The following is an 18466-nucleotide window of genomic DNA, read 5'->3' as shown; positions in this document are numbered from 1 at the left end:
CACAAGGGGAGAAAACCTTGGCTATCCAACTAAAACAACAAAAAAACGGCGTCACCCATCTAGCTATACAGGGTGAATTAACTATTTATTCGGTGCTGGAACACAAACAAGCACTATCCCAGTATCTGAGTTCGGCTAAGGACATGCAAATCGATCTTGCCGATGTCACTGAAATAGATAGTGCCGGTTTGCAACTGCTGATGTTTCTGAAGCAGGAAGCCGTCAGCCGCGATATCAGCTTTAGCCTCAGTCAACATAGCGAGGCGGTCGTTGAAGTGTTGGAACTGCTTAACCTGAGTAAGCATTTCGGGGACCCTATCGTAATCTCCGCAGATTGGAAATCATCATGAGCGAATTTGATGCTGCCTTAACGGTTTTCGCCCAAGAGGCTGAAGAGTTGTTGACGGATATGGAAGACGCTTTGTTGTCTCTGGAGAGCAAACCGGACGATAGCGAAACCATCAATAGTTTGTTCAGGGCCATGCACACCATCAAAGGCTCTTCCGGATTGTTTGGCTTCAATGTCATTGTGGGCTTTACCCACGAAGCCGAGTCCGTTCTGGATAAAGTGCGTAACGGTGAACGCAATATCGACGCGGAATTGATTTCTGTCTTACTGGACAGTAAGGATCACACGGCTAAATTGATCGAACATTGTTTGACGCAGAAAGACGCTGCATTACCGGCGAGTTTGGCGGCGGACGGAGAACGTTTGATTCGGCAGTTGACCGGACGGCAAACGACCGACATGCAGCAGAGCGACGATATTGTCCAGCTGGAAATTGAAGGCGGCGGCGAAATATCGGTGGACGACAACTGGCTCATTTCTTTAGAGTTTCAGAAAGATGCTTTCAGAAACGGCATGGATCCCTTGTCGTTTATTCGCTATCTGCGCACCTTGGGAGAGATTAAACAAATTCTTACCGTAGCCTCGGAGATGCCGGTCGGTGACGACATGGATCCGGAAAGCTGCTATTTGCATTTCAAAATTGCTTTTCAGAGCGATGCGAATAAACAGACGATAGAGGCGGTGTTTGATTTTGCCGCGGACGATTGCGATATCAAAATTTTGCCGCCTAATTCCAAACTAGAGGAATATCTAAATCTGTTGAATGCTCAGGATGACAATCATGTTAAGCGCTTGGGCGATATGCTGGTGCAGGTCGGCGCCCTGACTCAAAACGATGTCAATCATGCCTTGCAACGCCAGCAGGCGAGTGTTGATGCGGAACAGGTAGCCCCGAGCAAACCGTTGGGCGAAATACTGGTCGAGCAACACGTCGTACAGCAGCCATTGGTCGATCAAGCGCTGAAAAAACAGGAGCAGACCAAACAAAAACTGGCAAGCGAAGCCAATTACATTAGGGTCGATGCCACCAAACTAGGCCATTTGATCAATTTGGTCGGTGAGCTGGTGATTTCCAGTGCGGCGATGAATTTGATCGTTGAGCGGCATGGCCTCAGCGATGCCGGCGATGTGGCCGCCAGCATGAATGCCTTAGTCGGCAGTATTCGCGATACCGCATTGGAATTGCGCATGGTGCAAATCGGCGAAACCTTTTCCCGGTTTAAACGGGTGGTGCGCGACGTTAGTAAAGAATTGAATAAAGACATCGAACTTTTTATCAGTGGCGGCGAAACCGAGTTGGATAAAACGGTCGTCGAAAAAATCAACGATCCATTAACGCATTTGATCCGCAACGCCCTCGATCACGGCATTGAAAGTCCCGAGCAGCGGCTCGCCGTTGGTAAGCCGGCACAAGGTACCGTGCAACTCAATGCCTACCACGAATCCGGGCATATCGTGATTCAAATCGCCGATGACGGCGCTGGCTTAAATAGCGACAGAATACTCGCCAAAGCACTAGCCAACGGTTTGATTAAACCCGATCACGATTTGTCCCAACAAGACATTCACAATCTGATATTCGCCGCCGGACTTAGCACCAAGGATCAAGCCACCAATTTATCCGGGCGCGGTGTCGGCATGGATGTGGTGAAAAAAAATATCGAAGCCTTACGCGGCTCCGTCGAGATAGACAGCGTAGAAGGCGAGGGCACCACCATTTCCATACGCTTACCGCTGACCCTGGCAATTATCGATGGTTTTATGGTCGGTACCGGTCAGGACCGCTACATCATCCCTCTAAGTATGGTGGACGAATGCATCGAGATGAATGCCAACGAATGCGAGATTGATGAATTACAGCATTACATTAATTTACGCGGCCAGGTTTTACCGTATTTGCGTTTAGCGGATTACTTTCGGAACGGTTCCCAAGATACCACTAGGAAGCGCGAGAGCGTGGTGGTGGTCAAATTCGGGCAAAGCAAAGCCGGGTTTGTTGTCGATGAATTGCATGGCGAGCATCAAACTGTCATCAAGCCTTTGGGCAGGGTTTTCGAAAAACTTAAAGGTATTACCGGCGCTACTGTGTTGGGCGACGGTAATGTAGCTTTAATTTTAGATGTGCAGGGTCTGATTGACTCGGCAACCAGTTTTAAGCACCGAAAAGTGCCGATGTATGAACAGTGAACTGTCTCCGTTAAGACCGTAGATTCTATTTTTGCCAGTGAAAGGCTGCACTTTTATCGGGAGAATTCCCCGTTACTTGAAGGCACTCTGTTCCGGCTTTAATTTATAAGGAATAAAAAAATGAAAATGACCGTGGTAAGAAAAATGATTTTACTGGTCGTGGTGGCCATTATTGGTTTGGCGGCTGTCGCCTGGATAGGCCAACGCAGTATGACCAGTGTCTACGAAAAAACAAATTTTGCTAATTTGAAGACCGTACCGGCGCTCTCGGCCCTCGGTGATGCCGGCCAGCGCCTCGGACGTTTACGGGTTAGGGTCTATCGGCATGTATTGACCGAGGATATGGCTGAAAAGGCAAAAGTCGAAGCGACCATTAAAGAAGCGCAGGACGGTATTGAGAAGGCGTTTGCACTGGTGGATAAAACGGTCGACGAGGGCAAAGACCGCAAGTTGTTCGAGGAAATGACAAAAACCTATAAGGAGTATGGGTTGTCTATCGATAAAATTATCGAGGTCTCTCGAAAAAATAATGATGCCGATAGTCGAGCGGTGCTGACAGCGGGTGCGCCAATCGCTGAGGAGTTCAACAGCAAAATCGATAGTTTCCAAGAATATGTCATTGAAGAGGGCAAAAAGTCTGCTGACGAAGCGGCGGCTGAAAAGGAAAGCGCAACCTTTATAGTGAATGTGATCAGTGCATCGATCTTGATATTCACGGGGATTCTGGGCTGGGTAATTACTCGCGGCATTATTCTGCCCTTGAATGAACTGCAACGGGTGGTGGACGCCCTTGCGCAAGGAGAATTTAGTACCGCCATTAATATCAATCGTGAAGACGAAATCGGCGTGGTTGCCAACGCCTTGAAAGACATGCGCGGACATTTGGTCAGAGTGGTGCAGGAAGTGCGTTCCAATTCAGAGGCCTTGTTAAGTGCATCGCAGCAAGTTAGTGCCACAGCGCAATCGATGAGTCAAATGGCGACCGAGCAAGCGGCAAGCGTTGAAGAGACCACCTCGTCCATTGAACAACTTAATTCGTCGGTACAACAAAATACCGAAAATGCCCACATCACCGAACAAATGGCGACCAAATCTGCCAGCGAAGCCCGGGATGGCGGTAATGCCGTAAACGAAACGGTAACGGCCATGAAACACATCGCCAAAAAAATTGGTTTAATCGAAGACATTGCTTACAAAACAAACCTGCTATCTTTAAACGCCGCCATCGAGGCCGCGTCCGCCGGTGAGCACGGAAAAGGTTTTGCGGTGGTAGCGGCAGAAGTGCGTAAGTTGGCGGAAAGTAGTCGGGTCACCGCCGAAGAGATCAATGAATTGGCCACTAATAGCGTGGCGATAGCTGAGAAAGCCGGTGGTTTGATCAGCGCAGTGGTGCCTAATATCGCTAAAACCGCCGATTTGGTCCAAGAAATTAATGCCGCGTCGATCGAACAATCCAGTGGCATCAACCAGATCAACGAAGCCATGCGCCAATTGGATAAGGCTACCCAGCAAAACGCCGCCAGTTCAGAAGAATTAGCAGCGACCTCAGAAGAATTAAATGGCCAAGCGACCCAACTGCAGCACGCCGTGGCCTTCTTTAAATTGGAGGAGGACAACAGAGCGCAAAATTACAGATCGACTCCGCCTGCACCTCGCCCAAATAGAGGTCCGGTAAGTCCCAGCTATGCTGCTAAGCCTGCAGCTCCGGCTTTAGCGGATGGGTCGATTAATTTTAACGACAAAGACTTTGAGCGCTTTTAATCTCTGGAGAACAGACCATGAGTAATCTGATTCGGAGAGAAACCGGCCAGGCAGTGGCGGTTCAGGAGCAGGTAGGCCAATACCTGACTTTTTTAGTGGGGACAGAAAGTTTTGCAGTCAGTATTCTGGATGTGAAGGAAATTATTGAGATTGCCAACGTGACGCGGGTACCGTTGACGCCGGACTATATTCACGGAGTGATCAATTTGCGCGGCAGTGTGGTACCGGTTATCGATTTATCGGCACGTTTAAGCCGGCGTTGCACTGAAGTCAGTAAGCGCAGTTGCATCGTCTTGGTGGCGGTTGAAACGAATGACTGTTCGCAATTGATAGGCATGTTGGTGGACGAAGTCAGGGAGATTTTAGAGATCCCGCCCGCCAACATTCAGCCGGCTCCTGATTTTGGTACTGATATTCGTACCGACTTTATTCAGGCTATGGCACGTGTCGACGACGTGTTTGTTATTCTGTTGGCGATGAATCGCGTTCTATCGCTTGACGAATTGTCGCTACTTGGAGATTTGGCTCACTCCCAGGAGCGGCTGGCCACTGTGGCTGACTAAGTAAAGTAAGTCGATTAACCGAACAAAAGGTATTAGTATCATCATTCGGTTGTAAGGCACGTGTCCGAACGATACTCGGGGAGAGTATGCATATATTCTCCCATTAGCCTATCCTCTTCTCGTATGTGTACCAACACCCACCGGGTGACGAATGCTTTGATAGCAGCAGGTTGCCAATGTCTATCGAAAATTGTTTCGGAAATTTCGTTCAGCTTTTCCAGCATCTGATTATGAGCGGATATATGTTGAACATAACCCGGGTATCGGCATTGTTTCATTAGCTGTTCTTCCGCTTCGAAATGCTCACGAACATGCTGATAAAACAGCATGAACAAATGCGTCAATGCCTCGCTGCTACCGGCTTCAACAATTTTGTTGGCCAGTTCGAACAGGTGCTGGTGTTGGGCGTCCACGGTTGCGTGGCCGATCTTGTAGTCATCTAGCCAGATAAACTCGCTCATAATTGGCTCCCTTCGTTATTTAAATGAACTCTTTGGTTCAATATAGTGAGTTGCCGGATTTCTGCTCCTGTTGGCTGGCGAAGTAGGCATTAATCGCTGCGTCTTCCGCCACTATATGAGCAATCCAGTCGTGCATGAAGCCTGGCACATCAAGTGCCTCCAGTTGTTGTTGCTGGTTGATGTCATTACTAAACTCCACCAATTTTTCCAGCATCAGATTATGCGTTTGCACATGATGTTGATATTCCGGATAACCGTTTTGCTTCATGAAGACTTCTTCAGCTTGAAAATGTTCCCTGACATGGTGGTACAGCAACATGATGTTCTCGGTTAGCGCGTGAATATCCTTCGAAGCTAGCAGTCGGTTTGCCAGACGGAATAATTCTTTGTGTTGTTGATCAACCTTTTCGTTTCCGAGCAGATAATGATTTTCCCAAACGAATTGGTTCATGTGGTTCCCGTAGTATCTTTTCGTGTTATTGCATCTTAAAAAAGCCGACTTCTCGCATTAGCGTTTGGCTTTGATCGTTTAACTCTTCAGCGGTGGCGGCCAATTGCTCTGAAGCTGCCGCGTTATGCTGAATCGCCGTGTCCAACTGTCCTACCGCTTGACTGATTTGCCGGACGCCGGCAGCCTGTTCGTCGGATGCGGTAGCTATTTCCTGTACAAGCGTAGCGGTTTTTTGAATGCTGGGCAGCATTTGGCTGAAGATACGGCCGGCGTTTAGGGCGATGTCCAGGCCTGCATTGGCTAGTTCGCCGATTTCGTTGGCGGTATCCTGGCTGCGGGTTGCCAACTTTCGCACCTCAGTCGCCACCACCGAGAAGCCGGCACCGTGTTCGCCCGCTTTGGCGGCGACAATCGAAGCGTTTAATGACAGCAAGTTGGTTTGGTAGGCAATCGCTTCGATTAGACCGATTTTTTCGGCGATTTTGTTCATCGCCTCCACGGTGTCTCTGATCGCGTGTTCACCGCTTTGCGCTGATTCGGCGGCGGTAAGTGCAATTTTTTCCGTAGTCTGGGCATTCTCGTGGTTGTGTTCTACCGACCCGGTCAATTGTTCCAGTGCGGCGCTGGTTTGTTCAATGCTGGCTGCTTGTTCGCAGCTGCTTTGACTGAGTGTCTGCGCGGCATTATTGACTTCAGTAGAGGCTTGAGCGATTTGCGCCGAACAGCTGCCGATGGTGCCGATTACATCGGCCAGACGTTTTTGCATGGTCAGCATTGCGGCAAAAATGCCGACATGTTGCGCCGCTTGTGGCATGCCCCGTCGCTCCAGTTTGCCGGCAGCGATATTGACCGCCAGATTATTGACCTGCCACGGTTCCCCGCCCAACTGAGCGGCTATGTCCTTGCGCAGTATCCAAAATAGCGAAAAAGACAAACCTGCTACCACAACAATAAACACGCCGTTGAACAACAAACGGCGAATGGCGCTGCTTTCAATCGCCTTAGACGAGTCTATGGTGTCCTTGGCGATATAGTTTTCCACTTCTTTCAATAGATTGATCTTGCCGGTTTGCATCGCAAACCAGTGGGCCGGGTCCACCCCAAAACCGCCCTTGTCGGCATGGCTGAGCGCCTTGCTGCGCATGGCCGCAGTTTCGTCAATGAACTGTCCGCGCAGCGTTTGTTGTAAAAAATCCAGGTACGGTTGGGGGGCTACCGAGGCAAAAATATCCAGATAAGTATTCTGAAAAGCGATCAGCGTCACCAGTTTTTCATACATGCCAGGCCCAAAAGCATCCTTGGCAAAAGTGTTGGCCAATACTGCCCGCTCCACGCCTGCTTGTTCCTTGCCTTTCAGGAAATTGGCGTAGGCATCCAGTTTGTGATTGATGTGCACATTGGTGCTCAACTGCGGTAATTGGGCGATGATGGCCAGGTAAGCGGCATTTAGATTGGAATAGTAATTGATGGTGGCTTCGCCGCTGGCGCGTAAAGCAGTGACTGACTGGCGAATCTCGTCGAGTTGGTCGATTTGCCTGTCTGCCGCCGCCAAACCCGCCTTCAGATTGGTTGCGGCGGCTTTGGTGTCGAATGTTTTGAGAAACGCATTCAGTTGTTTCAGCTTTTCGTCGGTGGCTAAGCGTTGTTGCTCGAGTTCTGCTTTGAATTTCTGGCCGCCGCTACCCAAATGCCCCACCGACAAACCGCGTTCTTTTTGTAATTCATGTACCAGATCGCTGGCGTACACGGAAAAGTCGGCCAAAGAGATAATCTTTCCCGCTGACTGCATCTCCACAATATGGGTGTAGACCACGAAGGAGGACATTAGCAGTAAGCCCGCCAACGGTATCAGCGATAGGGCCGCTATTTTGTGGCTGAATTTAACGGTTTTCAGGTCAAGCATGTCCACTCCCGGCGACTATTTATATGCTCAAGCATAGTCCAGGGTGCTTATACCTGCTACGTGCAAGGTCGAGGGAAACGGGCCGATTGCGTTCAAAAAAAACTCGCCGAATCGACTCCGTTCGCCTTTCTATATTTAGATTTAGAACAAACCGCTGATGACGCCGTCGTCGCTAATATCGATACGCTCTGCCGCCGGTACTTTCGGTAAGCCCGGCATGGTCATCATGTCGCCGGCAATGGCCACAATGAAGCCTGCGCCGTTGGCCAGGCGTACTTCATTGATTTCCACGGTATGGTCGGACGGCGCGCCCTTGGCGTTGGGGTTGGTGGAAAACGACATTTGGGTTTTGGCCATGCAGACCGGGAAATGGCCGTAGTTGGCTTGCAGCGCCTTCAGCTCGGCAACGATTTTCGGGCTGGCGCTGATTTTTGCCGCGCCGTAAAGTTTGGTGGCGATGGCTTCGATTTTATTCCACAGCGGCAGTTCGCTGTCGTAAACGAAATTAAAGCCAGGCTCGCGGTGATCGACGATGTTCAGTATCTCTTGAGCCAGTTGTTCCGCACCAGCCCCACCGTGCGCCCAGTGCTTGGCAACCACGCATTTCACGCCCAAGGCTTCGCATTTTTGCTGCAACAAGGCGATTTCGGCGTCGGTGTCGAAAGTGAAATGATTGATACTAACCACGCAGGGCAGGCCGTAATGCTGGGTGATGTTACTTAAATGCCGTTCCAGATTGGCAAAGCCTGTTTCCAATGCTGCCAGGTTTTCCTGGTTCAAGTCGTCTTTGGCGACGCCACCGTGGAATTTCAATGCCCGCACCGTCGCGACCAATACTACAGCCGAGGGCTTTAAGCCGGACATGCGGCATTTGATGTCCAGAAATTTTTCCGCGCCCAAATCGGCGCCAAAACCGGCTTCGGTCACCGCATAGTCGGCCAGCTTCAACGCCGTTTTGGTAGCGGTGACGGTATTACAGCCGTGAGCGATGTTGGCAAACGGGCCACCATGAATAATCGCCAGATTGTTTTCCAGCGTTTGCACCAGGTTAGGTTTGATCGCATCTTTTAATATGGCCGCCATCGCGCCATGAGCTTTCAGATCGCTGGCGTAAACCGGCGTGACTTTATCGGATTTGTAGCCTATGACGATGCGACCCAAACGTTCTTTTAAGTCGGCACGGCTGGTGGCCAAGCACAGAATCGCCATTACTTCCGAGGCGACCACAATGTCGAAGCCGTCTTCGCGCAAATAGCCATTAGCGGGTCCGCCCTGGCCGATGGTGATTTTGCGCAACGCCCGGTCGTTCATGTCGATCACGCGCTTCCATTGAATGCGGCGCGGGTCGATGTCCAGTTTGTTGCCGTGATTGATATGGTTGTCGATCAATGCCGACAATAAATTGTGCGCCACGCCGATGGCGTGAAAGTCGCCGGTGAAATGCAGATTGATGTCTTCCATCGGCACCACTTGCGCGTAGCCGCCGCCGGCCGCGCCGCCTTTTACACCGAAGCAGGGGCCAAGCGACGGTTCGCGCAGGCAGATAATGGTTTTCTTGCCGATGCGGTTCAGCGCGTCACCTAAACCTACCGTGGTGGTGGTTTTGCCCTCGCCGGCCGGGGTAGGGCTAATCGCGGTGACTAAAATCAGTTTGCCGTCGGTTTTATCGGTCAGGCTGTTGACATATTCCAGCGAGATTTTGGCTTTGTAATGACCGTAAGGGTCCAGATGTTCGGCGGGAATGCCGAATTTTTCGCCGGCCAAATCGATAATCGGGCGCATGCTTGCCTGTTGGGCAATTTCAATGTCAGACATGGTAGTTCCTAAATACTCTGAGAAATGTTGCAAAAGCAGAGCAGCCGGCGGCTGCGATGGGCGGATATTGTAGAGTTCAACGGCTTGGGCAGCCAGAAATTTAATGGAGAAAAGCCGGCAAGGCTAGGCGGGCAGGGCGCTGCCGGCTTTTCGGCGATTAAGGTCGTCGCACTGGACAACCTGTCGCAATAAGCGGTTTAGTAAGTAATCACTTCGCTACCTTTACCCACCAACACCACATCCGCGGCACGGATCGCGAACAGACCGTTGGTGATTACGCCGGGGATATTGTTGATGGTTTTTTCTAACTCGACAGGATCCAGGATGCTCAAATTATGCACATCCAGAATCTCGCAGGCGTTGTCCGTGATATAGCTGACGCCGGTGTCTTTGTTCATGCGCAATTCGGGTTGGCCGCCCAGTTTTGCCAATTGGCGCGCCACAAAGCTGCGCGACAAGGGCAATACTTCAACCGGTAACGGGAACTTGCCCATCACGTCCACGCATTTGCTTTCGTCGACGATGCAGACAAATTTTTTGCTGGCGCCGGCGATGATTTTCTCGCGGGTCAGCGCGCCGCCGCCGCCTTTAAGCATTTTTTTATGCGGGGTGACTTCGTCGGCGCCGTCTACGTAAATATCCAAATCGCCGGATTGATTGAGGTCGATGACGCGAATGCCGATGGATTGTAAGTGTTCGGTGGTTTTAGCCGAGCTGGATACCGCGCCTTCGATGTCTCTTTTGAAATCGCAGTCGGCCAACAGATTGATTAAATGGGTGACGGTGGAGCCGGTTCCCATGCCGATGATGGGCACGTTTTTCAAATATTGCAGGGCAGCCTGAGCGACTTGTTTTTTTAATTCGTCTTGAGTCATGGTGATGGTCCTGATGGATTGCTCTTATAAATCTGACACGGCGTTTAACCCGTCATTGTATGGGATAATAACCGATTGACGCTGATCTCTCAGCAGTTTTTACGCCGACACAGCCACAGAGGACCAACGCATGGACGGCAAAGGCGCCAGCAGTTGCCGAGGACAAAAATGCAGACATATATAGAAAAAATATTACGGGCAAAAGTCTATGACGTTGCCGAGGAAACCCCGTTGGATTTTGCCGCTACGCTGTCGGAGAAAATCAACAATAAGGTCTATTTAAAGCGTGAAGATTTGCAGCCGGTGTTTTCTTTCAAATTACGCGGTGCCTACAACAAAATAGCCTCTTTATCGCCCGAGCAAACTGCGCACGGCGTTATCGCCGCGTCGGCCGGCAATCACGCCCAAGGTGTGGCCTTGGCAGCCAAGAAATTGGGGATCAAAGCCCTGATTGTGATGCCGAAAACTACCCCGGAAATCAAGATCAAGTCGGTCAAGGCGCGCGGTGCGAAAATCGTGCTGCACGGCGATTCCTATGACGACGCTTACGGGCATGCCATGGAACTGGTTGCGGAAAAAGGCATGACCTTCATCCATCCTTACGACGACCCGGAAGTGATAGCCGGGCAGGGCACCGTTGGCATGGAAATCCTGCGCCAGCACAACGGCGATATTCACGCGATATTCGTCCCGGTCGGTGGTGGTGGCTTGGTCGCGGGTATCGCCGCTTATGTCAAATTCGTGCGCCCGGATATTAAAGTCATCGCTGTCGAACCGGACGACGCCGATTGTTTGAATCAAGCCTTAAAGGCCGGTCAGCGCGTAATATTGGAACAAGTCGGTTTGTTTGCCGACGGCGTGGCGGTGAAGCAGATTGGCGAGGAACCTTTTCGCATCGCCCGGCAGTATGTCGATGAGGTAATCACAGTGAGTACCGACGAGATTTGCGCGGCCATCAAGGACATCTTTGACGACACCCGCTCGGTCGCCGAGCCGGCTGGCGCGTTGGCGGTGGCGGGTTTGAAAAAATATGCCGAACAACAGCATCTACAACAACACACCCTGATTGCCATCGACAGCGGCGCCAATATTAACTTCGACCGCTTGCGTTATGTTGCCGAGCGCACCTTGGTAGGCGAGCATAGAGAAATTCTGCTGGCGGTAGAAATACCGGAAGTGCCGGGCAGCTTTTTAAGATTTTGCAAAGTCATCGGCAAGCGCAGCATCACCGAATTCAATTACCGCTATTTCGATGCGCGCATGGCTCAAGTGTTTGTCGGTATTAGCAGCAGCGGCGCGGAAAACGACCGGCAGCATCTGATCCAGCAACTGGTTGAAGACGGTTTTCCGGTTACCGATATGACCGGCAACGAACTGGCCAAGGATCACATCCGCTATATGGTCGGCGGTCATGCGCCGTTCGAATTAAAAGAAAGCGTCTACAGCATCCAGTTTCCTGAGCGTCCCGGCGCATTGCTGAAGTTTTTGCTATCGCTGGGCAGTCAGTGGAATATCAGTCTGTTTCATTACCGCAATCATGGCGCAGCCTTTGGCAAGGTCTTGATAGGTTTACAGATCGACGGCGAGCAACGCCAGCGTTTTGAACAATGCTTGTCGGTTTTAGGACTTGCCTATCGGGATGAGACCGGTAATCCAGCCTACCGCCTGTTCGTTGGCGGCAGCGAATCTGCCGACATCGGTTGCTAAGCTTTTCCGCTCCGGTTTAGCCTCCCAATCTTAGGATCTTTTTAAAAAATCTCCCCCAGCCCCTCTTGTTCAAAGAGGGGAGAGTAACTTCGCAATTCGGTGCAATCAGAATCGCCGGACGTTATTTCCCACTAAATCCTTAAACCAACAAACCAGGTGCTTAATGTCCTAAGCGCTTCGGTAAATTATTCCGTCAAAATCCTTAACGCCCGGAATTATTGGCAAACAATTCGGGATTTACTCCTAACGACAACTGGGAAATCTCCAACATACAATGCGCGCCATTTTGTGCTATGGCGATTTGAATATAAAGATGCTTCTGTCAGACCCGAAAAACCGTCGTTTCCGCCAGGATACCCACAGGGCACAAGAGCGGGTAGCCCAAAGCCATGGAGGGCACGCTTCGACTTATCCATGCGATTTGGGCTCGGCTAAGGACCGCTTGATCGACGGTTTTTACAACTTGGCGGAAGCATCTTTATATTCAAATTTTAAACAGCCTGCTGATACGAAAACGGCCAGCATCTTGGGACTAAAGCGTCCGGGCGCAGCAAGATTTTCGATAAGTGCAAAACATGAATTATCAAGTTACTGAGGGTGTAATTGAAAATCGTCAAACCAGGGCACATCAAGGTGTTATGCATGCTCATGCTGCTGTCGGCAGGCTTTACCGTGCTTGCTGCCGCTAAGTCTTTCGAAATTCAGGAACTGGAGTTCAAAAACTCCCAGGTCTCCGACATCATCCGGGTTCTGTCAGAGGATGCCAATGTCAATATCGTCGCTACCCCGGAAGCAGGCAAAAAGAATGTGACGATTTTTCTAAAAAAGGTCTCCCTGGAAGACGCGATCCGCACCATTTGCCGCATCAGCGATCTTTGGTATCGGCGTGATGACGGCGATGCCGGCACCTTCAGACTGATGACCAAGGAAGAGTACGGTAAAGACCTGGTGATGGGCCAAGACGACAATGTGCGGGTGTTTCAGTTGCGCAACCCCAATGTCATTGCGGTGGCCATGGCTATTGAAAGTCTTTACGGCAATCGGGTGCGGGTATCCTACGGCAACGCCATGATGTTGAGCGGCATGGGCGGCATGAACGGACGTGGCGGTAACAGCCGTGGCGGCGGTTTCGGCAATAACCGGGGCATGGGTAATACCGGCTTCGGTGGCGGTATGGGCGGTGGCTTTGGTGGCGGATATGGCGGCGGTTTTCAAGGCGGTTTCGGTGGTAGCAGCGCCGGCAATATGTATGGCGGACGTAACAACCGCTTTTCCGGCGGCGTGGGAAGCCAAGGCGCTGCCGGTGGTCGCTATGGCAACTTGCAACAAGGCTTCCGCGAAGAAGTACCCAAGGATTTAAGCGTCGAACAACTCGCAGAACTTGGTGCCGATGGCAAACGCGTCGATCCTGGCGAACTGTCCGAGGTGTCCGGCATCAATAAAATTATATTCGTCACTATCAACGCCGAACATAACCAGTTGATCGTCAAGACCAGCGACAATGCAATTCTCAAATCCATTTCCAGTCTGGTCGAACAACTCGACAAGCCGCAAAACCAGGTGATGCTGGAAATGAAGATCATCGATGTCAAGGTTGGCGAAGATTTTAGTTCCCTGTTCAACTTCGAGATCAAAAATACCAAGATTCAAGGTGACAGCCTCAACCCCTTGATCATGGGCGGCGCGGCCGCTATGACCGGCGGCGGCAGCTTTGTTTACGAATTTCTCAGCGACAAAATCAAGGCCAATATCGAATTTCTGGAAAAGAACAATCGCGTCAACGTGGTTTCCAACCCCATGCTGGTGGCCTCCAACCATCGCCCGGCCAACCTGTTCGTCGGCGAGGAACGCATCATGGTGCGCGGCTATTCCATCGATAACATCGATAACCTTAACACCACCCGCACCATCACCACTCCGGAGACCGAGCTGGAAGAAATTGGCACTACCCTGGAAGTCACCCCGCACATCAACGCCGATGGCACTATTCACATTCAGCTTAGACAAGAAAACTCTACCCTTAACGAAGGCGCGGCTTCCATCCCTGTAACCAATAACACCAGTGGTGAAGTGGTGGATTTGCCGGTGGACACCATTACCACCGCTCGCATGGAAGGCGAAATTTTTGCCCGACATGGCTACACGGTCGCGGTGGGCGGTTTGATTCGCGACAGCTTTTCTCGTAACCGTCGCAAAGTACCTTATCTAGCCGACATCCCGGTGCTTGGCAACGTGTTCAGACAGACCGTCGATGCCGACAGCAAATCGGAAATGGTGTTGTTGATTACCCCCTACGTATTAAACCAGGGCAACGATCACCACGAAGAATATGATCCCACCGACAAATACCACCGATACGCACCGGATACCGCCATGCAGGCCAAGCCGGTGCCCAAACCGGAAAATCCCGACGAACCGGTGTGCGGCGAGTTTTGCGCGCCGCCGCGCCTGAGGGAGTCGGACCAATGAGCCGCAATATTTTTAACGCAATCCGCGCATTCCCCCGCAAGGGCTCGGTAAGCAGAGCGGCCAGTCTGGCGCTGGCCGCAATACTCTGTTCCGCTTGCCAGCCCAATCACATGGGCCTGGATACGCCAGCCGACATAGCTACCGAAAACTGCTACGCCTACCGCTACGGCGACAAATTGCGCAAGATCAATTTTGCCCAAGCCTTCGATTGGTGCCATCGCGCCGCCGGTTCGGGCGATGCCAACAGTCAGGCCCTGTTGGGCGAACTGTATTACCTGGGATTGGGCGGCCCGCAAGACATGACGCTGGCGGCCCGCTGGTTCGAATCCGCCGCCCGCCAGGGCCATGCGCATGCGCAATACATGCTGTACCGGGTTCACGCCACCAGCCCCAATCTGGAACAACAGGAAAAAGCCGACTACTGGCTGAATCAGGCCCGCCACAGCGGCTACAAACTGGCCTTGCCGGCGCAATGAACACCTCGCTTGAATTGAACAAGGAGACAAATAAATGACGAACAACCTTCACGACACGCAAGCCGAACCCGTCAAAAACAAGCTGATGGAATTGCTCGATGAAGTATTAGAGCACGACGGCTTTGGCGAAATTCGGGTCGAGGTAAAAATCCTCAAACGTCGGCAAAAAGAAGTGATTTTGCATTGCGGTAAACAATACCGCTTTGTGGTGGACAGCGGTTTATCGAGCCATGCCTGATGCTTGAGGTTGGCACGGCCCGTGTGGAAGTGCGGGAGAGTGGGAATAAGGCCGCTTTAGCCTTATTAATTCCCCTCTTTGGCAAAGAGGGGCGCCAGGGGAGATTTTCTAAATAATCCCCCATCTTTTTCTGCCCAGTGAGGACGAGGAAGACAAAGAATTCAGGACTAATCCGCGCACGGACGCGCATAACTAAACGAGTGTGATGGGGTCACATCAAAAAACCAAAAAAATAAGATGACCAACAGGCTGCGTGAGGCAGTTGCGGCATTTACATTTGAGAAAAACAGTATGAAAGCTAAACAACTGAAAAAACTACAACACAGACAAGCGGGTTTCACCTTGCTGGAACTGTTGGTCGTTATCACCCTGATCGCTACCTTAGCGACTGCGGCATTGGTGGCGTATGACGGTATTGGCGACAGCGCCCAAGCGACTGCCGCGTCGAATAGCACTTCTACCGCTGACGGTGCGATTCGTAACTACCGCGCGGTGACTCAACGCTTCCCTGATCAATGGGATAACTTGGTTACAACCGCAGGTGCCAGCCCTGCGTTCTTGTCCACACAGACAAGTGCTCGCTTTGCGAATTGGGCGGTACCAGCCTCAGCATCTGCGTTTGGTACCGCATTGAATACCGCGATGGCCGCAGTCGGTATTACTGAAATACAGGAACGCACCATTGCGACAACTACCGCTGGCGTAGAACCTAACTTGCAGCACAATGAAGGTGCCACCAATAACAACGGTGACGCCCAAGAAAACGACTGGGCTGCCGTCGCCAACGTCGCCATCCTGCCAACCTTTGGTACTGCGGCTTGCCAAGTCAACACAGTTGCACTGGGCGCTAAATTGGACGGTAACGCAATGGTGGCTGCCGACGGTAATCGTCAAAACGTCATCAACGACTCGCTGGAAAGTGACCAATGTAATCTGGTGATCGCTTTGGGCTTTGGTCACGATGCGGCGCATAGCACCAGCAACTCGTCAGTCGCAATTTCCACAGCGCCGACTTTCGTCAGCCAAAACATTAACCCGGCGACTACTTACGCCCGTTACATTGCCTTGTTCCATGTCGGCCAAGATGGCGCAAACGCCGGTACTGTTGACAATAACATCGTAGCAGGTGAATTGTTCACCAAACCGCGTTTACTTGCCGTGGTTGATACCGAAGGCCGTATGATCGACGAGAACATCGCTGATCAAAACCCTAACTAATTTTAGCTAGGTAAACCCTGATTCCCACGGTTTGCCGTGGGAATCCCTATTAGCTCTGGGCTTTGCGACAGAGTTTAGAGCTAGTAGGTATGGGGGTCTCGGAATCCCGAACGGTCGCGCTTGGGATAGCTGGCATCCTGTGCAGGTAGAAGCCTGAATGCGTTCCCACGCGGGAGCGTGGGAACGAGGTACTTACATAAGCGCCACGCGCATAACAACCAAAGATTGACTACATACGATGAAATCGCTCCACTTCTCCAAATTTCCACCGCTCAGCCTATTGCTATTGGGCTTGTTGCCGCTTTTGCCTTGGCTGGCGCCCTGGCATTTGCAACCGGTCATTACCTTTCATCTGGAATGGCTGGCGGTCGCCGGCGGATTGCTGGCTAGTGCGGTGGCATTGCCCGGCTTGTGGCGTAGCGCGCAATTGCAGCTTCCACGCACGCTGTGGTTACCGTTAACCCTGGCCGCCTACCTTGGCTTGCAAGCCAAGCTATTGCCGCAAGTCGTCGCCCCCCATGCCTATATGGGGATGGCTTATTTGGCCTGGGCCGCGCTGATGATGGTATTGATGGCATTTTTGCGGCAACAGTTTGGCGCCGAACGGGTCGGCGGCTGGCTGGCCGGCGGGTTGGTAACGGCTGCCGCGCTGGTGGCCTGGCGGGAGTTGTTCGGGCGTTTATCCGGGGAAATCGGCGACTGGGGTGGCGTGGGCCAAGCCAATAATTACGGCGATTTGTTGGCCTTGGGCAGTGTGTCTTTATTGTACTGGCATGCGCTTGGCCGATTGCCCAAGGTGGCCTTTGCGCTATTCGGTTTTAGCCTGATGCTAGGCTTGAGCCTGACGCCTTCTCGCAGCGTTTTATTGTATGGGCTAGCCATATCTGTCATTGCTTGGCGCTACCGTTCAACCTGGTTGAAACCAATCGGCGTCGGCCTGTTAGCTTATCTGGCTTTGCAGGGCTTGTGGTCGCTAGGTGTTTTGCCCGATGCGCAACTGAGCTCTGCGGAACGGATGCTGCAACAAACCAGCGGGGTATCGCCGCGCTGGCATATCTGGCAAGTAGCCTGGCAATTGTTTATGCAACAGCCCTTGCTGGGCCACGGTTTTGGGCAGTTCGACACTGCGTACTTTCAAGCCGGTCAATATATTCCGGCACTCCCCACTTATATCGAACACGCACACAACCTGATTTTGCACTTGTTGACCGAACTGGGTCTGTTACCGGTATTGCTGCTGTTGTTGGCTATCAGCCGTTGGATTCGTCCGGTTTCCGCCGCTGGCGAGGGGTCACCGAATCAAGCGTTTAAAACTTGGCTAATGCTGTTGGCGGCAATTTTGGGCATTCACAGTATGTTGGAATATCCACTCTGGTATGCGCCGTTTTTAGGTGTTGCCGCGATGGTATTGGGCTTGGGTGATGAGTTGAGCCGGCCAATAGCCTGGAACAAAACCGGCACTGTCATTTCCGGCGCCTGCATTGCTGCTGCACTCTCCGTGGCGGTTGTGCATGAAATGCACTATCTGCGAATGGAACTGGCCTTATTAGCGACGGTGGCGCAACCCTCTCAGCAACGCTCCGATCATCTGGTGGATGTCTGTCAGAACGCGGTGACGCAAGCGCCGTTGCTAGAGCCTTATGTGCCGATGATTTTTACATTTACCGGTCAACCCGATGATCTGGCGATGCGGCCGCAACTGACCGTGTTGGCGGATGTTGCCGTGCGTTTTGTGCCCGCCAACAATTTGGTGTATCGCCTGGCGCTGATGCAAGCCTTGAGCGGCGATCAGCAAGCATCCAAAAGCACGCTGAGCCGCGCGTTGGCAGCATATCCAAATGATGCGTCGAAGTTTATTGTCGACATTTTCCACCTTAAAGGCTCGGACAGCGGCAAGGTCAACTTCATGTTGCCGATGCTGGCTTCTGCGCTGGGCGCAAAAGTGGTTACTAGCAGCGGCGCGCCTGCCAAACAACTTTGAGTGAGGCGTTTG

Annotated in this window: 15 protein-coding genes; 10 read left to right on the top strand and 5 right to left on the bottom strand. The window is 51.8% G+C overall.

Annotated features, from left to right (window positions below):
* Positions 1 to 17 precede the first annotated feature (17 nt).
* From ACR64Q_RS11980 to ACR64Q_RS11965, 4 genes are all read left to right on the top strand, one after another.
* Complete coding sequence (locus ACR64Q_RS11980) at positions 18 to 350, top strand: STAS domain-containing protein (protein ID WP_313734948.1); 333 nt, start codon at positions 18 to 20, stop codon at positions 348 to 350.
* On the top strand, positions 347 to 2536 hold the full coding sequence (locus ACR64Q_RS11975) for a chemotaxis protein CheA (RefSeq protein WP_313734947.1): 2190 nt from the start codon (positions 347 to 349) through the stop codon (positions 2534 to 2536). Before ACR64Q_RS11980 ends, ACR64Q_RS11975 begins: the two co-directional genes overlap by 4 nt.
* A gap of 120 nt (positions 2537 to 2656) precedes the next feature.
* Complete coding sequence (locus ACR64Q_RS11970) at positions 2657 to 4297, top strand: methyl-accepting chemotaxis protein (protein WP_313734945.1); 1641 nt, start codon at positions 2657 to 2659, stop codon at positions 4295 to 4297.
* 17 nt (positions 4298 to 4314) lie between these two features.
* The gene (locus ACR64Q_RS11965) at positions 4315 to 4860 is read left to right on the top strand and encodes a chemotaxis protein CheW (protein WP_313734944.1); all 546 of its coding nucleotides are present in this window, start codon (positions 4315 to 4317) and stop codon (positions 4858 to 4860) included.
* Positions 4861 to 4901: 41 nt separating this feature from the next.
* Here ACR64Q_RS11965 and ACR64Q_RS11960 read toward each other — a convergent pair whose 3' ends face one another.
* From ACR64Q_RS11960 to rpiA, 5 genes are all read right to left on the bottom strand, one after another.
* The gene (locus ACR64Q_RS11960) at positions 4902 to 5321 is read right to left on the bottom strand and encodes a bacteriohemerythrin (RefSeq protein WP_026601065.1); all 420 of its coding nucleotides are present in this window, start codon (positions 5319 to 5321) and stop codon (positions 4902 to 4904) included.
* Positions 5322 to 5358: 37 nt separating this feature from the next.
* On the bottom strand, positions 5359 to 5772 hold the full coding sequence (locus ACR64Q_RS11955) for a bacteriohemerythrin (RefSeq protein WP_313734943.1): 414 nt from the start codon (positions 5770 to 5772) through the stop codon (positions 5359 to 5361).
* Between the two features lie 25 nt (positions 5773 to 5797).
* Positions 5798 to 7675 carry a methyl-accepting chemotaxis protein gene (locus ACR64Q_RS11950; protein ID WP_313734942.1) on the bottom strand — a complete coding sequence of 626 codons (1878 nt, stop codon included), beginning with the start codon at positions 7673 to 7675 and terminating at the stop codon, positions 5798 to 5800.
* Positions 7676 to 7816: 141 nt separating this feature from the next.
* Positions 7817 to 9490, bottom strand: coding sequence for a formate--tetrahydrofolate ligase (locus ACR64Q_RS11945; protein ID WP_313734940.1), 1674 nt, complete (start codon positions 9488 to 9490; stop codon positions 7817 to 7819).
* A gap of 197 nt (positions 9491 to 9687) precedes the next feature.
* Complete coding sequence (gene rpiA / locus ACR64Q_RS11940; RefSeq protein ID WP_020481506.1) at positions 9688 to 10365, bottom strand: ribose-5-phosphate isomerase RpiA; 678 nt, start codon at positions 10363 to 10365, stop codon at positions 9688 to 9690.
* A 153-nt stretch (positions 10366 to 10518) separates the two neighbouring features.
* Between rpiA and ilvA the strand changes: the two genes are divergently transcribed.
* The 6 genes from ilvA to ACR64Q_RS11910 all read left to right on the top strand — a co-directional run bounded on the left by ilvA (position 10519) and on the right by ACR64Q_RS11910 (position 18454).
* Entirely contained in the window at positions 10519 to 12072 is a 1554-nt protein-coding gene (ilvA, locus tag ACR64Q_RS11935; RefSeq protein WP_313734937.1) for a threonine ammonia-lyase, biosynthetic, read from the top strand.
* A 603-nt stretch (positions 12073 to 12675) separates the two neighbouring features.
* Positions 12676 to 14541: a hypothetical protein gene (locus tag ACR64Q_RS11930; protein WP_313734935.1), complete on the top strand. Its 1866-nt coding sequence runs from the start codon at positions 12676 to 12678 to the stop codon at positions 14539 to 14541.
* Positions 14538 to 15017, top strand: coding sequence for a tetratricopeptide repeat protein (locus tag ACR64Q_RS11925; protein WP_313734934.1), 480 nt, complete (start codon positions 14538 to 14540; stop codon positions 15015 to 15017). The genes ACR64Q_RS11930 and ACR64Q_RS11925 overlap by 4 nt, the downstream gene beginning before the upstream one ends.
* 34 nt (positions 15018 to 15051) lie before the next feature.
* Positions 15052 to 15255: a hypothetical protein gene (locus ACR64Q_RS11920; RefSeq protein WP_313734932.1), complete on the top strand. Its 204-nt coding sequence runs from the start codon at positions 15052 to 15054 to the stop codon at positions 15253 to 15255.
* A 291-nt stretch (positions 15256 to 15546) separates the two neighbouring features.
* A complete protein-coding gene (locus ACR64Q_RS11915; protein WP_313734930.1) occupies positions 15547 to 16473 on the top strand; it encodes a type II secretion system protein in 927 nt (308 codons plus the stop codon).
* Positions 16474 to 16711: 238 nt separating this feature from the next.
* Entirely contained in the window at positions 16712 to 18454 is a 1743-nt protein-coding gene (locus ACR64Q_RS11910; RefSeq protein WP_313734929.1) for a PglL family O-oligosaccharyltransferase, read from the top strand.
* Positions 18455 to 18466 lie beyond the last annotated feature (12 nt).

It is taken from the genome of Methylomonas sp. 2F7 (assembly GCF_057126975.1).
Note: the sequence above shows the minus strand (reverse complement) of the source record. Positions and strands in the feature narration are given on the sequence as shown.